This window comes from Streptosporangium sp. NPDC051023, from assembly GCF_040689595.1.
Taxonomy (GTDB): Bacteria; Actinomycetota; Actinomycetes; order Streptosporangiales; family Streptosporangiaceae; genus Streptosporangium.
In genome coordinates, this window is the sequence record NZ_JBFBCE010000089.1 from 1 (window position 1) to 13598 (window position 13598).

A 13598-nucleotide genomic window follows, 5' to 3' on the forward strand; every position below is an offset into this window, starting at 1 on the left:
AGAGGTCTCCGGGGTCAAGGGCGGCCGAAGGCCGTCGCGCAGCGATCGCGGCAGCGACCTTTGAGGCCGGAGAGAGCGGCCCCGTAAACTGCGCGGCGCATCTCCGCCCCACGCGGGACCGCCGATCGAACAACCGCTACGACTCACGCCACCTCCAACGCCGTCCCCCCCTTAAGGCGATGTCTCTACGTTACGAGGGGAAGCCCAGTTGACACGGGCCACGGTCAGGCCGACAGCGCGTAGTTCCATCTCGATGCGGCGGGCCAAGGTGGTGGTGCCGGTGCCGTGCGTTCCGGCGATGCCGAGATGGACGGGGCGGGTCACCATAGGGTTTGTTCCTCATGGTCGGGGGTGGCGGCGCCGGGCAGGCCGGGGGGGACGGCCACCGCGGTCAGGGCGTCCCAGGTGGGGTAGCGGTCGGCGAGGGTGAGCAGGAGCCGCGCGGTGGCGTGGGCGTCGAATCCGGCGCGGTGGCGCTGGCCGGGGATGTCGCCGGTGCCGATACCGGTGTGGGTCAGGAGGGCGTCTAGGCCGTGGCTGGGCGCCTGCGGCAGGGTGGCGCGGGCCAGGCGCAGAGTGTCGAGGACACCGGCGGGCTTCCAGTCGGGCAGGTGGCGGTGCAGCACCGTGTAGTCGACGTGCGCGTTGTGGGCGGCGATCCATACGCCCTGCAGAGTGTCCTGGACGGCCGGGGCGACGTGCTCCCAGGCGGGGGCGTTGACCACATCCCGGTCGGTGATGTGGTGGACGCCTCTGGCGAAACGCGTGATCGGCCGCGGCGGGTGGATCAGGGTGCACAGCGTCGCCTGCGGAACCGGCCGCCCACCGTCGATGCGGACGGCGGCGACCTCCACCAGGTCCGGCGGCTGGGCACCGTTGCCCTCGACATCGACAACGAACAGGGGCGGCCAGGTGCCGAAGTCCACGAGGTCTCTCCTATGCGGTGGGCGCAGGCCAGCCGATGTCGGCGCGGCCGTGCCGGCGGTGGTGGTGAGGGTGCGCGCGGTCGTGGACCTGGTAGCCGTGGGTGTGCTGCAGGAAGTAGCGCGGCGGCTCGTTCAGTCCTTCCACCATGATGGCGCGTTCGGTGACCTCCACGGCACCGACCGCGCCGAGCATGCGGGCCTGCTCGGTGACCTGCTCCAGGTCGGGGGCCCTCCAGGAGTTGCGGCACAGCTCCAGTTGGGCCAGCGGGCAGATGTCGCACAGCTCGCGGATGCCGTAGTGGCCGTTGTAGTCGGCCTGCCCGTGGGCGTAGGCCACGCCGCAGCTCGTCTTGCGAAACAGCGGCCCCCACGGCGCGTCTCGGTTGGCGGGCCGGTGGAACGCTGTGAGGATCCGCTGCTCGGACTCTTCCGGCATGATCTTGCGGCGGGCGATGTCGTCGTACGGCTCGGGCAGTCCGTGCTCACGGTAGTAGGCGGCGATCTGCGCGCGGAAGAACAGGCCGGTGAACACCGTGGCGTGCGCGTGCTGCGACAACTCCAGAGCCTGGCGGATGTGGGCGTCGGAGTCGTTGAGACCCGGCACGATCGGCCGCCAGTACAGGAGGGTCCGGTACCGGTCGGCGTGCTCGTGCAAGGTGCGCAGGCTGGTCGCGGCGATGGCCGAGTCCACTGGCTCGATGCCGGAGTGGTCGATCCCCGAGTGCGTCACCAACACGGTGATTTTGAGGTGGCGGAAGCTGTTGAGGACGGCGCAGTCGTCGGCGTCGACGTGCCAGCGGGTGATGACCAGGACGTGGTTGGTCAGAGCGCGTTCGTCCAGCAGTCGCAGCACGTTGAAGGTGTGCGGCTTGACCACGGCCAGCATGGGGTCGGTGGCCCTGTTGAAGATCTGGATGGGGGTGAGGTGCGGCTGGAAGTAGCGGTGGCCAGTGAGCAGTTCGACGGCGGCCTCGTCGCTCATCAGCACCCGTGGGGCCTTCATCTCGAAGTTGTCGAACAGGTGGCGGACGCAGTACCCGCAATCCAGTGGGCAGCCCACGATGTGATTGAGCGACAGGCCGGACTTGCGATACTCGACGGGGTCGGCGAGTTCCGGCTTCAGGCCGGCGATCTGCTCGGCGGTCAGCAGCGGCAGAGTGCGCCGGGCACGGGGGACGACGGTCATGCGGTGCTCCCATCTGCGGTGGGGGTGAGCAGGTGGTGCCGGCCGGGGCCGTACCAGATGTCGAAGTCGCGTTGCACGACACCGGCGTGATCGCTGGTGTGGATCAGGTTGTTGATGAGCCTGCCCTCGGCGCGGGCCGTGGCCAGGGTGTCGATGCCGAAGCGGCCGCGAATCGTGTCGGCGTCGGTGACGCCTGGGAAGGTGGGGCCGATCAGTGCACGCAGGCGGGCCGCAGCGTCTGGGCCGCGGCCGAGAGCGACCATCACCCGGGCGCCGACGTACAGGCGGCGCAGCGCGGCGGGCACGTCCAACCCGAACTCCTGCGAGACGCGCGGATCAAGCATGTCGTCGTAGTGGGCGAAGATCTGCACCTCGGTCGGGTAGATCACGCGGCGGGCCGTGACGTGCATCTCGCGGCCGATCCACGCCAGTACCTCATCGGCCAGGTCGCGCTTCAGACAGTCGGGTTTGAGCAGGATCACCGACCAGGTCGACCAGTCCACAGGTGGCATCGTTACTCCTGTCCGGTGGGGAGGTGGCCGGGCCAGCGGCAGGTGACCAGCCACCGGTGCAGCGGGGTCAGCGCGGCCAGCACATCGGCTGTGACGGGTCGGTCGGGCTGGTGGGTGATCTGCCGATAGACCTCCAGCAGCAGCACCACCTGCTGCCAGTACGGCTTCAGCGGCAGGGCGACGGTGTCAGCGGCTGAGAGGGCGCGCCGGTTGTTACGCAGTTCCTCCTCCCAGCGCAGCACCTCCTGCACGGTGCGCCAAGTGGTGCCGGTCGGCATGGCCTCCCCGGCGGCCGGAGGAGCGGTGGGTTCGGTGAGGATCGCGTGAGCCTGAGGCAGGTCGGGGATGTTGAGGTGCATCGAGGCGACATGGTGGGTGTAGGTGCCCAGCGGCACGCCGAGCTGAAGCGCGGCGAACTCGGCGATGAAGGTGAAGGAGAACACATCGCACACCAGGCCGAGCAGAGCGTCGTTGCCGCGCATGAACACCACCGTGTGCAGTCGGCCGCCGCGGATCAGGAACTGCACCGCGAGGGTGCAGGCGACGTCGGGGTTGCCCGGGTCGGTGAACTCAAACGGCCGCATGATCGTCATAGCGGCGCGTTTGCTGTCAGGGTCGGCGGCCAGAAGTTGGATCGCGTGGTCGAACTGACTTCTTCCCCGAGGGGCGAACAGGCGCGGCCCGTAGGCGGTGCCAGTCAGCCGCGCACCGTCCGCGGCCAGGCTACGCAGCCGCGGCGCGTAGTAGCCGATCATGTCGAGGTCGTCGCGCCCGGCCAGGTACCACAGCGCTTCGGCGAGGTTGAAAACGATGTTGGTGCGGCGGGCGGCCAGTGCCGGGGTGCGGCGGCGCGGGTCGGTGAGGGTGAAGGAGACGTTCAGCACCTCACGCGAGCGGTTGCCGCGGGAGGAGATCGTGTACTGGGGGGTGGCAGCCACCAGGTCCAGCACCGCGCGGTAGGCGTCGTGGAACGCCGCGAACACCGCGGGCCGCAGCATCAGCGGCTCCCCTCACCGGCCAGGCGGCAGGAGCCGACCAGGTCCGTGATGATCCGGTCCAGAGAAGCCACCTGGTGGGAGACCCGCATCGGCGTCAGGTACCGCAGGCACGTGCCGATCAGCTCGGCGTGCTCGGTCGTGCCCGCGATGCTACGCAGCCACTGGATGCGTTCGATGACCTCGTGCCGGTCGGCGACGTGCAGCGCCGGGGGCATGACCTGGTCGACGCAGGCGATGGTGACGGGGGTGAGCGGCAGGCAGCCTTCGGTCACCGCTTCGCCCGCGCGCTGGGTGATAGCGCCGACGGTAGCGTATCGGTCGGGAAGCAGCAGCACAGTGCTGAGCGCCGTACGGTAGACGCCGGCCACGTCGCCGAAGGAGCAGCGGCCGGTGAAGTTCACCTGCGGCCATGCCTCGGTGCGCGGCCACTTCCCGGCGACTCGGTGCGGGAAGCGCGCGGCCGCAGGGGCGAAGAACTCCCCGAACGCCTCGTCGCGGTCGTACTGGTTGCCGACGTAGGCCAGGTCGAGCGGCCGGCGCCGGGCGACGAGCTGCTCAGGGTCGGCGGCGTCAATCAGCTTGTCGGGGACCATGTTGAACAGCACCGCCGCGCCCGCAGCGAGACGGCGGGCGGTGTCGCAGACGACGACGTTCGGCATGCGCCGCAGGGGGTCGTCGGGGGTCATCTGCCGGTCGGTGTCCCACAGCACCGTCGGCAAGGTCTGTGCGTGGGCGTAGTGGTCGAGCAGGTCCTGTTGCCGGTGCAGGTCGCAGGTGTGCCCGGCGGCCTCGCACGGGGTGGTGTTACGGCCCGGCAGCGGCCAGCGCCACTCGCACACCAGCACGTCGATGTCGGGGAATCCGGGATCCCACTGGTAGGGCAGTGCCTGCCCTGCTTCGGTCAGGTCGCGGTTGGTTTGCAGGAGCACGAGTTGGTGGCCGAGCGCGGTGAGCTCATCGACGATCGAGCGGCGCCAAAACCGGCCGCCGTCCGGGGTATCGAGGATGCCGGGGCCGAGGAACCCCCAGAAGCTGAAGCCGATTTTCACCGTGGTCTCCTCATTGGAGAATCTTGCTGACCGGCGGCCGCCGAGCGGGCAGCGTTCCGGGCATGCGAAGGACACCGTGCTGAGGGGGTTACCTCCTTCGGTCTTTGGTGAGGGCATGCCATCAGGCAACGGCGGTTGATCCGGCGTGGCCAGTGGCTGCTACGCCAGGCTCTTGATCCAAGAGCAGCACGTCTGAGATGCGGGTGGTGCAGGCCAGCCGAGTGCCACCCCAGACTGGCCTGCACCACGGATTCCGTGCACCCCCGAGGGCGCACGGGATAGGCGCGACAACCCGTAGGGTTTCCCGGCCCCCACGGGCCGATCTCCCAGACAGGACTGCCGCGCCGGTCTCACACCACCGACTCCGGCGCCGGACCGGCCGGGTCGGTGAAGAGCTTGGCGAGGCGTTCGGCGATCCGGCGCGCGGCGTCTCCCACTTCCGAGATGGGGGCGTGTTCGGCGCGTTCACCGGTGACGTTCCAGAAGTAGGTCTGCTCGCGGGAGTCGGTCCAGACGGTGAAGTCGGTCTGCACGACGGTCAGCCGCGGGGCGCCGTCGTCGTGGCCGAGTGTGGTGAAGACGTTGCGGTTGATGAGGAGGTGCTGCAGGCGGCGCAGCTCGGTGGCTGCGGGGTCGTAGGCGGCGGAGGCGGCTTTGCGCAGGGCGGTGGCGGCGGGTGTGCCGGGTGGCAACACGGTGGGCTCCTTCGCGGTGGGGTGTGGCGGCCCCGGGATCGTCTTCCGGCCGCGGGGTTGTGGGCTGCGTTCCGGTGACCCTTACGGGGGCTGCGGGGTCACCGCGGGGGCGGGACCCGCCACATGTTCATCACAGGGTTGATGGCCTCCATCGAGCTCAGTGACCGGGGCGAGGAGGGGGCCACGATCGTGTGATCGCCGTGCTGGGCCGCGAAGCGCCGCCCGTACAGCAGCCGCATCACCCCCCACCGATTCTGGGATCGCTCGGCGGGGACGTCGGCGGGCAGGTCATCGGGGAATCGCACACTGATCTCCTTCCAGAGGGAGGCGTTGAGCGGCGAGCCGTACAGCGGCCAGGGCGGGCGTGCGATAGACCGCCCATCGAGACCTGCCGTGCTGTCCCCGACGCGGGGCGAGCCACCAGATGCGTTCCCCGTCCGTCAGCGCTACCAGGCCGGGACCGACCGAGACGGCGACGTGACCAGACTCGAACGGGAACACGTCCGTTCGGAGACCTCGGCGTAGGAGCGCGTTCTGGAGCTGCTCGGCGACCAAGACGGCGGAATTGGCCGTTTCAGATGCGGCTGTCAGGTCTGTGACGGTGGATCTTGCTCGGAATGTTCGGCGGGCCATCGTAGCTCCCTGCGCGGGTGGGGCGGTTACGTCAAGGATTCGCCCGTGGTGCATTCGAGGTCGATGAGAATGCTTGAGAATGCTCGGAAGATGTTGATCAGGACAGTTGGTCGAGCGCCGAGGTGATCAAAGCCCGAGCGTGTGCGCCGGTCACCGCGTGCTCGGCGTGCTTGACGAAAGTGTCGATGTAGATCGCGATCTCACGGGGCTGGGTGATCGTTATCTCAGCGGACGGGAGCTCGACGGCAACTCGCGCCTCGTCGTAGATCCAGAACGGGACGGTTGGCCACATCCGCCGATCAGGGCGGGCAGGAATGATCCCGAGGCTGACGCTGGGCAGCGACATGAGCGTGATCAGCCGGTCCAGCTGTCCGGCCATGACCTCCGCGCCACCAAGACCGGTGTGCAGGACAGCCTCTTCCAGCACGATCGCGAATCGGCGAGCACCGGAGTACAGCACGCGCTGGCGTTCGAGGCGGGCGGCGACGGCGGCCTCGGTGTCGTCGGGGATGCCCCGGACGGAGATGATCGCCGCCAGCAGCGCGGTCGCATACTCCGCGGTTTGGAGCAGGCCGGGGATGCTGAGCGGCTGGTAGATACGGAAGTGTGTGGTCGCCTCGTACAGGGGTGTGTAGGACTCTTGGAGGCGGCGCATACCGGTGCGCTGGCGGCGCCGCCATTCGACGTACATCCCGTCGATGATGCGGACGCTGGCGATCAGGTCTTCCGCCTGGTCGTCGGTATCGCAGTGACGGCACCAGGCGAGGATGTCCTGAGCCGAAGGCGTCTGGCGGCCGTGCTCGATCTTGGAGACCTTGCTTCCGTCGTACCACCCGGCCAGCGCCGCCAGTGCCTTGCAACTCAGGCCTCGATCCATGCGGATTTCACGTAAGCGCAGCCCAAGGGCCCGGCGGGCTTGCTCGACATTCGACGCTGGCACAGATGGCTCGACAGGGTTTCAGGCGGGTCTGTAAATCCCGTGCGGCACAGCGCGGCTCCAGACCGCGTCGAACGCCGATGCGCACAGTCTCACCACGGCAGAGTCGGTGACGATCTCAGTTCCAGCCCACCGGCCGTCGCCGGTGAAGTGGTTGAACCTCAATGTTCGCTCATCGAACAGCCAGAAGTCGTTGCCGGGCAGTGCCAGATCAGAAGCTTGACGGCGGGGCAGCCACCGGACCTGTTCGCCGGCCGCGAGGTTCGCGGCGGCAGTGATCTCGTGCTCGTAGCGGATGTAGTCGGTGACGGGCTCGGACACGATCCGAGCCCGCCGGACCTGGACGCCCCGGCCGATCGGCCCAGCGAGGATCCCCCGCCATACCGCGTCGCGACCGGACCGGTCGAAGGGCTGCCCGGCCTGCCACGCCTCGAACGAGGGATCCCCTACGGCATACACGTCGCGCATCTCCAGATGCGCAGCCGTGCGCTGCGCCGCCTGGAGCAGTTCGGCGAACTCGTTACGCGTTGCTGTGGCCGTTGTCGCCACCGTTGACCTCCGGGAAGAGCTGCATCATCCGTTTGGGGAAACGGATGACGGTCTCACGTTCAGGAATCGGCCTGACCGCGTCGATCTCGGCGAGCGCCGCTGGGTCGGTGATCTTCCAGCCCTGCAGGATGTAGGTGTCCCCGTCGTCGTAGATCGTCGGAGAGCCGTCGTGGTCGGACTCGGGGTCCTTACCGATGAACTGTAGAGCCATCGGGACCTCCTTCAGGTCAGCTGTGCTCAACAATGCTCACCTGACCCTGACCCAGCCTCCGCGATCGATCAATGTCACCGATCTCGCCCGATCATTGCCGGGCCCGGCAATGATCGGTACAGGGCCTGCAGGTCAGGTTCGTTTCACAGAGCCGGAGACGCACGGAGAGGTGCGACATGGCCAGGGTCAGCCGAGCCCGGCGCGCTGAACTGCAGCGGCAGGCACACCAGATCCGCAGCAGTGGGCAGCGTGCCCGCTGGGACGTGGAACGGATCGCTACGGCGATCCACACCGAAGTCCCGGACATTCTCCCGCTGGAGGCATGGCGACTGGCCTACGGGTGGAGCAGAGCGCAGGCGATCGCCGGGATCTCGGCCCTCTACGAGGCCGACCAGCTTGCCACTCCGCCTCTGAACTCCTCCATGCTGTGCCGCTGGGAGCACGGCAACATCACTCCCCAAGGGGAATACGCGCTGATGCTGAGCCGCCTCTACCAGGTGCCTCTCGCGCAGCTTGGGCTGGAACCGGCGACCGCCGCCCTTGCCGGTCCGCAGGACCCGCGACGTCCTTTCCTTCAGACAGCGGCCGCACTGACGAACGGACACTTCATGACCGCCGAGAACAGGACCATTGCGCTTGAAGCCTTGCGGGAGTCGATCCAGCTCGCACTGGAGGTGGACGGCCCCGCAGGCGGACCGCTCGTCAGGGAACACCTCGAAACCGCGATCGGCTACTACGCTGCCAACTTCTCGGCGTTCGCTCCCGCGCTGCTGGCGGTCGAGGTGCACCGCACTCGGGCCCTGGTCGGAGCGATGCTTCGGCAACCGCAATCTGACGCCGTCCGCACCGAACTGCGGAAACTGGCTGGCTGGTTATCGGCCCTGGTCGGCAACCTGGCATTCGTACTGGGCGATCACACCGGCGCCCAAATCCACCTTGGCACTGCGGCCCGTCTGGGAACCACCGTCGGCGACAGTCATCTGATCTGCTGGTCGCTGGGCGCGCAGGCGATGACCGCCAACGCCCAGCAGAAGTTTCCCGAGGCGCTCGATCTGTCCCGCCAAGCTCTGGAATACGCGGACACGCCGCTTCGCCGTGCTCACATTCTGGCCTGGGGCCAGCTGCGCTCTTTAGCCAACCTCGGCGCACAGCACCGCTCCGACGCGCTCCGGGTGATGGCCGCCGCACAGGACGAGATGGCAGCCGACCCTCACGGCGAGCAACCTGGCCGGTTCGGATTCGATCACGCCGAACTTCAGCTACACCTTGCCGAGGTCAGTCTCCAGTTCGGCGACCACAACCAGGGACGGACGCACGCGGAGGTTTCCCGGGCAGGCAAAACCGCGGGAAGCCCCGGCTGGGCCGCCGCGACCCTTGCTCTGGCGCGGGCCGAAGCCGCACGCAGGAACCTGTCCGATGCCGTCGCCTTGGCCAGCGAGGTCCTCGACACCGTTCCCGCCAACGCCATCCGCGAGACCAGCCGGGCCCGGCTCCGCAGCCTCGAGCGAGACCTGTTCCAACATCCCGATCCCGGCCGTGAAAGCCACGCTTTCTGCGAGCGGCTACGCGGTCTTCCCGCGCTTGTGCCAGTCGGACGGATCAGTGACGAACCCAACGGCCTGTAGAAGAACCTCCGCTCTTCGTAGGCGAAGGGTGCTGCTACTTTGCTTCGTTCTCGGGCGGGTATAGCTTGTCGAACGCCCGGCCCGCGACAAGTGTGCAGTACCAAGCAACTTGAAGCGCAGACCCGCCGACAAACAGGGTGGCCGTACTCATGGCATCTTCATGGTCGAGGATCGCTGCGGTGATTGCGGTGAAGACTGCGGTGAACACGTAAGCCTGAAACAGGCGCCGCTTGGTCTCCCGGGACACCAGATCGGCTGTGCCAGCACTGTCCTCACCCGGAGACGAAGTGAGGACGCCCGGGGGAGCAACGATGATCTGCTGGCCCGTCTCTAGGGAATACGACCGGGGGGCGGTGTTCCTGTTTACTCGTCCGACGGCCTGCAGCAGATCGTCAATCGGGGCTAGGCCAAGCAGGAGGTACATCTCGAACGAGCCATCGAATGCGTGGCTAGTGATCGCGGCGTAGTTGTCTGCCGGTTCAGCTTGAGGGGCATTCGGGACGTCGAAAGCGTAGAAGTGGTCGACCAGTTCGAGGAACCGGCGCTGGATGTCATCGTCAGACGGACCGTCGCTAGTGGTGGTCACCTTTGGACCTTAAGTTGTTCCGCGACACGCGCACGGCTGGTTTCCCAGAGTGCTCGCCGTTGAAACAGTTTCATGGCAGGACTGCTGATCACAGTGATAAGGGAGGGATGATGGCTCAGACGTACCTGGGAGAGCGCAAGCCGAGGATTGGTGCGGCCGGACCCGGCCCTGCGCGATCGCATGGACGCTTCCGCAGCCAGCCACGGCTACGGAAGCCGCCAGATGAACAGCTACCTGGTGAACCTACTGGGAGCCCTGCACCCGGACCCGGAGAAACACCCGGAAGCTGCCAAGGCCGCCGCCGCAGTGGTGGAGGCGCTGCTCGCCTCTGCCCGGGACATGAAGGATCAGGAGGCGCGCGCAGCTCAGCCCCTGCGTCCCGGCGTGGCCCGTTTCCACCGTATTCGGGTGGCACCCCTGAGGGTGCCGCCTTGGCGGTTTTTGGTGTCGCGGACGGCGACGGTGTCGTCGATGAAGGCCACTTCGACGCAGCTCGGGCCGTCGGCGCTGAGGCTGTTCTTGCGCCAGCGATTGTTGGAGGGGTTGGGGTGCTGCATCTGTCCCCTGCCTCTTCTGCATCTCACAATGTCATTGGAGTGCGAGGTCGTCGAAGCCGCCTTGTTTGATGTCGCTGACGAAGGTCGTCCAGGTGTCGCGGTGGAATGTGAGGGTGCCGCCTTGGCGGTTCTTGGTGTCGCGGATGGCGACGGTGTCGTCGATGAAGGCCACTTCGACGCAGCTCGCGCCGTCGCCGCTGAGGCTGCTTTTGTGCCAGGGCGTGCTGGAGAGGCCAGGCTGCTGCATTTTGCTTCCTTCCTCTAGTGATCTTCGCGTAGGGATCCGAATAGCGCGATCGTTTTGGCTGGGCTGAGCGCTATCGCGCGAAGATGCTCACAGATGTCGTTATACCTCTCGATATCCTTTTCCTTCTCAAGGAACAAGTCGCCAGCCATGCTGTCGATGTAGATCACGTCGGGGTCGTCCTCGGGAAACTTCAGGTGGATGAAACTGCCCGGCATGCCTGGGTGGGCCCCGGCGGAGAACGGGATGACCTGAAGGGTGATGTGCGGGCGCTTGGCCTGCTGGACGAGATGCGTGAGCTGGTTACGCATGATGGCGTCGCTGCCGACCGTCCGCGACAGGGCGGCCTCATCCAGGATCGCCCACAACCGGAGAGGAGTGTCGCCTTCCAAGAGCGCCTGTCGCTGTAGCCGGGCGATGACGCGGGTCTCGACTTCGTCGTCGGTGGCGGTCGGCAGCACGCCTCGGATCACCGCCCGCGCGTAGTCCTCGGTCTGCAACAGGCCGGGGATGAACAATGACTCGTAGTTGATGGCCTGCTGTGCCTCGGCCTCCAGGCTGATGAGAGCGGTGTACTGATCGGGAAGCTCGGCGTCGAAGCTATGCAGCCAGCCGCGTTGCTTTGCCTCTTTCTGGAGAGCCAACAGGTCGGCGCGTTCATCGCCGGTGACTCCGTAGGCGTCGAGCAGGGCGATCAACGTCCGGAGCTGCGGCTTGGTCTTGGCCGACTCGATCCGGTAGAGCGTGACGCTGTTGACGTTGGTTTTCTCCGCCACCTCCTCCTGGGACAGCCCGGCGGCCTGGCGGAGACGACGTAGCTCGGCGGCCAGGCGGCGTAGGCGCACGGTGGGAGGTTGGCGTCTGCTTGATGGCGCGGGCGCGTTCTCATCCATTCCCTGCTTCTCCCGCATTTTCGGCACCTTCCTGGACTATGTAGGCACTACGAATGTAGGCCTTGCATTCACTGAGAGTGATGGTGCATGCTCTGAGAGTCAAGCCTTCCAGGGCGGTTCCTCGCTGGAAGACGGAACGTGTGATTTCCCCAGGCGGCCGGGCGGACGACCTTCCCTCCCGATACGGCTCACCCCCTGTCGGGTGTCCGTCCGGCGCAAACGGCATGACCGGCGGCAGCCCCCTGCCGTTTCCCGGTCGTGCCCCCCACAGGACCGGCGCCGCACCCTCGCCACCCATGAGGGAGCGGTTCCCCCGGCTGCGAGCGGTGCCGGTCCTGTGTCCGACCTGCCGACCAGGATCGAGGGAAAATGGCCGGTGTCAGCGTCAGAGAGCACTACCTGGAACTCTCCGTCTTCTCGACCTCGCCCTACTACGCCCGCGTGCACATCCAGCGCGTGCTGGAGGGCTGGCGGCGAGACGACCTGGTCGAGACGGCCCGGCTCGTCGTCTCCGAGCTGGTCTCCAACGCGATCAAGGCGCACACCGCGTCTCTGGCCGCGCTGGAGACGGCCGCCCTGGCGAGCCCGGACCGCATCTGGATGGACCTCTACCAAGCCGACGGAGCGGTCGTGCTGCGTGTCTGGGACGCCGGCCGTACCCCGCCCGTCCTCAGGAACCCCGATCCGGACGACGAGGGCGGACGCGGCCTCTACCTCGTGGACCTGCTCACGAGCGGCTGGGGTTACCACCGGCCGAAATCAGGAGGAAAGATCGTATGGTGCACGCTGGTGGCTTCACCGGCGCTTCCGGTAGAGAGCACCTGGTCCGGTTTTTCCGCCACGTTCGCCGACCCCGCGGCCGAGTCGGCGGAATGAGATCGGCGCGGCAGTTTCGGGGCCGGTGGGGTCGAGGTGCTCGGCCGTCTGGCCGCCCTTGACGGCCCTGTGGCTGAGCGTGACCCGGTGGAAGACGATGGGACATGTTTTCAAGACGGCAGACCATTACGCGGCTCATTCGATCTCCCTAACGTTGAGGGCGTCAAACCGAGCGGAAAGGGAGAGCTTCCATGCGTGCCGTTGTCCAGAATTCCTTCGGCGGTCCTGAGGTCCTGGAGATCGTCGATGTCGACCGCCCCGAGCTCCTCAGTGGTGAGGTGCTCATCCGGGTCCTGGCGAGTGGCGTGAACCCCGTGGACGTCGCCGTCAGGTCGGGGGTCTATCCGTTGCTGGGTGAGCCCAGTTTCGGGGTGGGGTGGGATGTTTCCGGCGTTGTAGAGGAAGTCAGTCCGGGGGCTCGCTTCAAGGTGGGCGACGAGGTCTTCGGAATGCCTTTCTTCCCGCGTGCCGCGACCGGATACGCCGAGTACGTCGCCGCCCCCTCGCGGCAGGTCGCTCGTAAGCCCGCCTCGCTCGACCATGTGGAGGCCGCCGCCGTGCCGCTGGCCGCGCTGACGGCCTGGCAGGGGTTGGTGGACGCGGCGCGGGTGAAGGCCGGCGACCGGGTGCTGATCAACCGCGCCGCCGGAGGAGTCGGGCACTTCGCGGTGCAGATCGCCAAGGCGCATGGGGCGCATGTGATCGCGTTGGCGAGCGAGGCGCGACACGAGTTCCTGCGGAGCCTCGGGGCGGACGAGGTGATCGACTACCAGGTCACCGACTTCGCGGACGTGGTGCGTGATCTTGATGTCGTCTTCGACTCGAACGCCCAGGGTTCGCGTTCACTGAGCGTGTTGCGGCCGGGGGGCACGTTGGTGACCATCATGGAGCATTGGAACCGGGAGCTGCAGGCCGAGGTTGAGGCGGCCGGGCGGCACTTCGCGGGGGTTTCGGTCGAGCCTGACTACGCGTCCCTGGAGGCGATCTCCGAGCTGATCGACGCGGGACGGATCCGGCCTCACGTACAGGAGACTTTCCCGCTCGAAGAAGCGGGCAAGGCTCATGAACTGGTCGGTTCCGGGCAGGTGCAGGGAAAGGTTGTCCTGACCGTAGGGTGAGGA

17 protein-coding genes are annotated in these 13598 nt (G+C 67.2%); 3 read left to right on the forward strand and 14 right to left on the reverse strand.

All coding sequences use genetic code 11. From position 1 onward, the window contains the following. Window positions 1-320: 320 nt before the first annotated feature. From AB0395_RS38730 to AB0395_RS38775, 10 genes are all read right to left on the reverse strand, one after another. On the reverse strand, window positions 321-926 hold the full coding sequence (locus AB0395_RS38730; RefSeq protein WP_366290148.1) for a 3'-5' exonuclease: 606 nt from the start codon (window positions 924-926) through the stop codon (window positions 321-323). Between the two features lie 10 nt (window positions 927-936). Next, the gene (locus tag AB0395_RS38735; protein ID WP_366290150.1) at window positions 937-2112 is read right to left on the reverse strand and encodes a hypothetical protein; all 1176 of its coding nucleotides are present in this window, start codon (window positions 2110-2112) and stop codon (window positions 937-939) included. Then, the gene (locus tag AB0395_RS38740; protein ID WP_366290152.1) at window positions 2109-2624 is read right to left on the reverse strand and encodes a nucleoside-diphosphate kinase; all 516 of its coding nucleotides are present in this window, start codon (window positions 2622-2624) and stop codon (window positions 2109-2111) included. Before AB0395_RS38740 ends, AB0395_RS38735 begins: the two co-directional genes overlap by 4 nt. 2 nt (window positions 2625-2626) lie before the next feature. Further along, entirely contained in the window at window positions 2627-3622 is a 996-nt protein-coding gene (locus AB0395_RS38745) for a thymidylate synthase (RefSeq protein WP_366290153.1), read from the reverse strand. Continuing rightward, window positions 3622-4671, reverse strand: coding sequence for a hypothetical protein (locus tag AB0395_RS38750; RefSeq protein WP_366290155.1), 1050 nt, complete (start codon window positions 4669-4671; stop codon window positions 3622-3624). Before AB0395_RS38750 ends, AB0395_RS38745 begins: the two co-directional genes overlap by 1 nt. 350 nt (window positions 4672-5021) lie before the next feature. Beyond that, entirely contained in the window at window positions 5022-5366 is a 345-nt protein-coding gene (locus AB0395_RS38755; protein WP_366290158.1) for a hypothetical protein, read from the reverse strand. A gap of 98 nt (window positions 5367-5464) precedes the next feature. Continuing rightward, window positions 5465-5671: a hypothetical protein gene (locus AB0395_RS38760; protein WP_366290161.1), complete on the reverse strand. Its 207-nt coding sequence runs from the start codon at window positions 5669-5671 to the stop codon at window positions 5465-5467. A gap of 425 nt (window positions 5672-6096) precedes the next feature. Next, entirely contained in the window at window positions 6097-6939 is an 843-nt protein-coding gene (locus AB0395_RS38765) for a helix-turn-helix transcriptional regulator (RefSeq protein WP_366290164.1), read from the reverse strand. Between the two features lie 18 nt (window positions 6940-6957). Then, window positions 6958-7485 (reverse strand): DUF6879 family protein, encoded by a 528-nt coding sequence (locus AB0395_RS38770; protein WP_366290167.1) that lies wholly within the window; start codon window positions 7483-7485, stop codon window positions 6958-6960. Next, a complete protein-coding gene (locus AB0395_RS38775; protein WP_366290170.1) occupies window positions 7457-7696 on the reverse strand; it encodes a hypothetical protein in 240 nt (79 codons plus the stop codon). The genes AB0395_RS38770 and AB0395_RS38775 overlap by 29 nt, the downstream gene beginning before the upstream one ends. 176 nt (window positions 7697-7872) lie before the next feature. Between AB0395_RS38775 and AB0395_RS38780 the strand changes: the two genes are divergently transcribed. Further along, the gene (locus tag AB0395_RS38780) at window positions 7873-9321 is read left to right on the forward strand and encodes an XRE family transcriptional regulator (RefSeq protein WP_366290173.1); all 1449 of its coding nucleotides are present in this window, start codon (window positions 7873-7875) and stop codon (window positions 9319-9321) included. A 34-nt stretch (window positions 9322-9355) separates the two neighbouring features. Here AB0395_RS38780 and AB0395_RS38785 read toward each other — a convergent pair whose 3' ends face one another. The 4 genes from AB0395_RS38785 to AB0395_RS38800 all read right to left on the reverse strand — a co-directional run bounded on the left by AB0395_RS38785 (window position 9356) and on the right by AB0395_RS38800 (window position 11619). Next, window positions 9356-9907, reverse strand: a complete 552-nt coding sequence (locus tag AB0395_RS38785) for a hypothetical protein (protein ID WP_366290176.1) — start codon at window positions 9905-9907, stop codon at window positions 9356-9358. Between the two features lie 365 nt (window positions 9908-10272). Further along, the gene (locus tag AB0395_RS38790) at window positions 10273-10464 is read right to left on the reverse strand and encodes a DUF397 domain-containing protein (protein WP_366290179.1); all 192 of its coding nucleotides are present in this window, start codon (window positions 10462-10464) and stop codon (window positions 10273-10275) included. Between the two features lie 31 nt (window positions 10465-10495). Continuing rightward, complete coding sequence (locus AB0395_RS38795) at window positions 10496-10711, reverse strand: DUF397 domain-containing protein (RefSeq protein ID WP_366290182.1); 216 nt, start codon at window positions 10709-10711, stop codon at window positions 10496-10498. A gap of 14 nt (window positions 10712-10725) precedes the next feature. After that, window positions 10726-11619, reverse strand: a complete 894-nt coding sequence (locus tag AB0395_RS38800; RefSeq protein ID WP_366290185.1) for a helix-turn-helix transcriptional regulator — start codon at window positions 11617-11619, stop codon at window positions 10726-10728. A 351-nt stretch (window positions 11620-11970) separates the two neighbouring features. Here AB0395_RS38800 and AB0395_RS38805 point away from each other — a divergent pair, with 351 nt between their 5' ends. Beyond that, window positions 11971-12477, forward strand: coding sequence for an ATP-binding protein (locus AB0395_RS38805; RefSeq protein WP_366290188.1), 507 nt, complete (start codon window positions 11971-11973; stop codon window positions 12475-12477). Window positions 12478-12668: 191 nt separating this feature from the next. Beyond that, entirely contained in the window at window positions 12669-13595 is a 927-nt protein-coding gene (locus AB0395_RS38810) for an NADP-dependent oxidoreductase (RefSeq protein ID WP_366290190.1), read from the forward strand. Window positions 13596-13598: the final 3 nt, after the last annotated feature.

Bases quoted from the DNA above. Each gene is read 5' to 3' on its own strand.
- AB0395_RS38800 (WP_366290185.1), bottom strand. From the start codon at position 11,619: ATGCGGGAGAAGCAGGGAATGGATGAGAACGCGCCCGCGCCATCAAGC.
- AB0395_RS38795 (WP_366290182.1), bottom strand. From the start codon at position 10,711: ATGCAGCAGCCTGGCCTCTCCAGCACGCCCTGGCACAAAAGCAGCCTC.
- AB0395_RS38780 (WP_366290173.1), top strand. From the start codon at position 7,873: ATGGCCAGGGTCAGCCGAGCCCGGCGCGCTGAACTGCAGCGGCAGGCA.
- AB0395_RS38810 (WP_366290190.1), top strand. From the start codon at position 12,669: ATGCGTGCCGTTGTCCAGAATTCCTTCGGCGGTCCTGAGGTCCTGGAG.
- AB0395_RS38735 (WP_366290150.1), bottom strand. From the start codon at position 2,112: ATGACCGTCGTCCCCCGTGCCCGGCGCACTCTGCCGCTGCTGACCGCC.
- AB0395_RS38790 (WP_366290179.1), bottom strand. From the start codon at position 10,464: ATGCAGCACCCCAACCCCTCCAACAATCGCTGGCGCAAGAACAGCCTC.
- AB0395_RS38745 (WP_366290153.1), bottom strand. From the start codon at position 3,622: ATGCTGCGGCCCGCGGTGTTCGCGGCGTTCCACGACGCCTACCGCGCG.
- AB0395_RS38740 (WP_366290152.1), bottom strand. From the start codon at position 2,624: ATGCCACCTGTGGACTGGTCGACCTGGTCGGTGATCCTGCTCAAACCC.
- AB0395_RS38805 (WP_366290188.1), top strand. From the start codon at position 11,971: ATGGCCGGTGTCAGCGTCAGAGAGCACTACCTGGAACTCTCCGTCTTC.
- AB0395_RS38775 (WP_366290170.1), bottom strand. From the start codon at position 7,696: ATGGCTCTACAGTTCATCGGTAAGGACCCCGAGTCCGACCACGACGGC.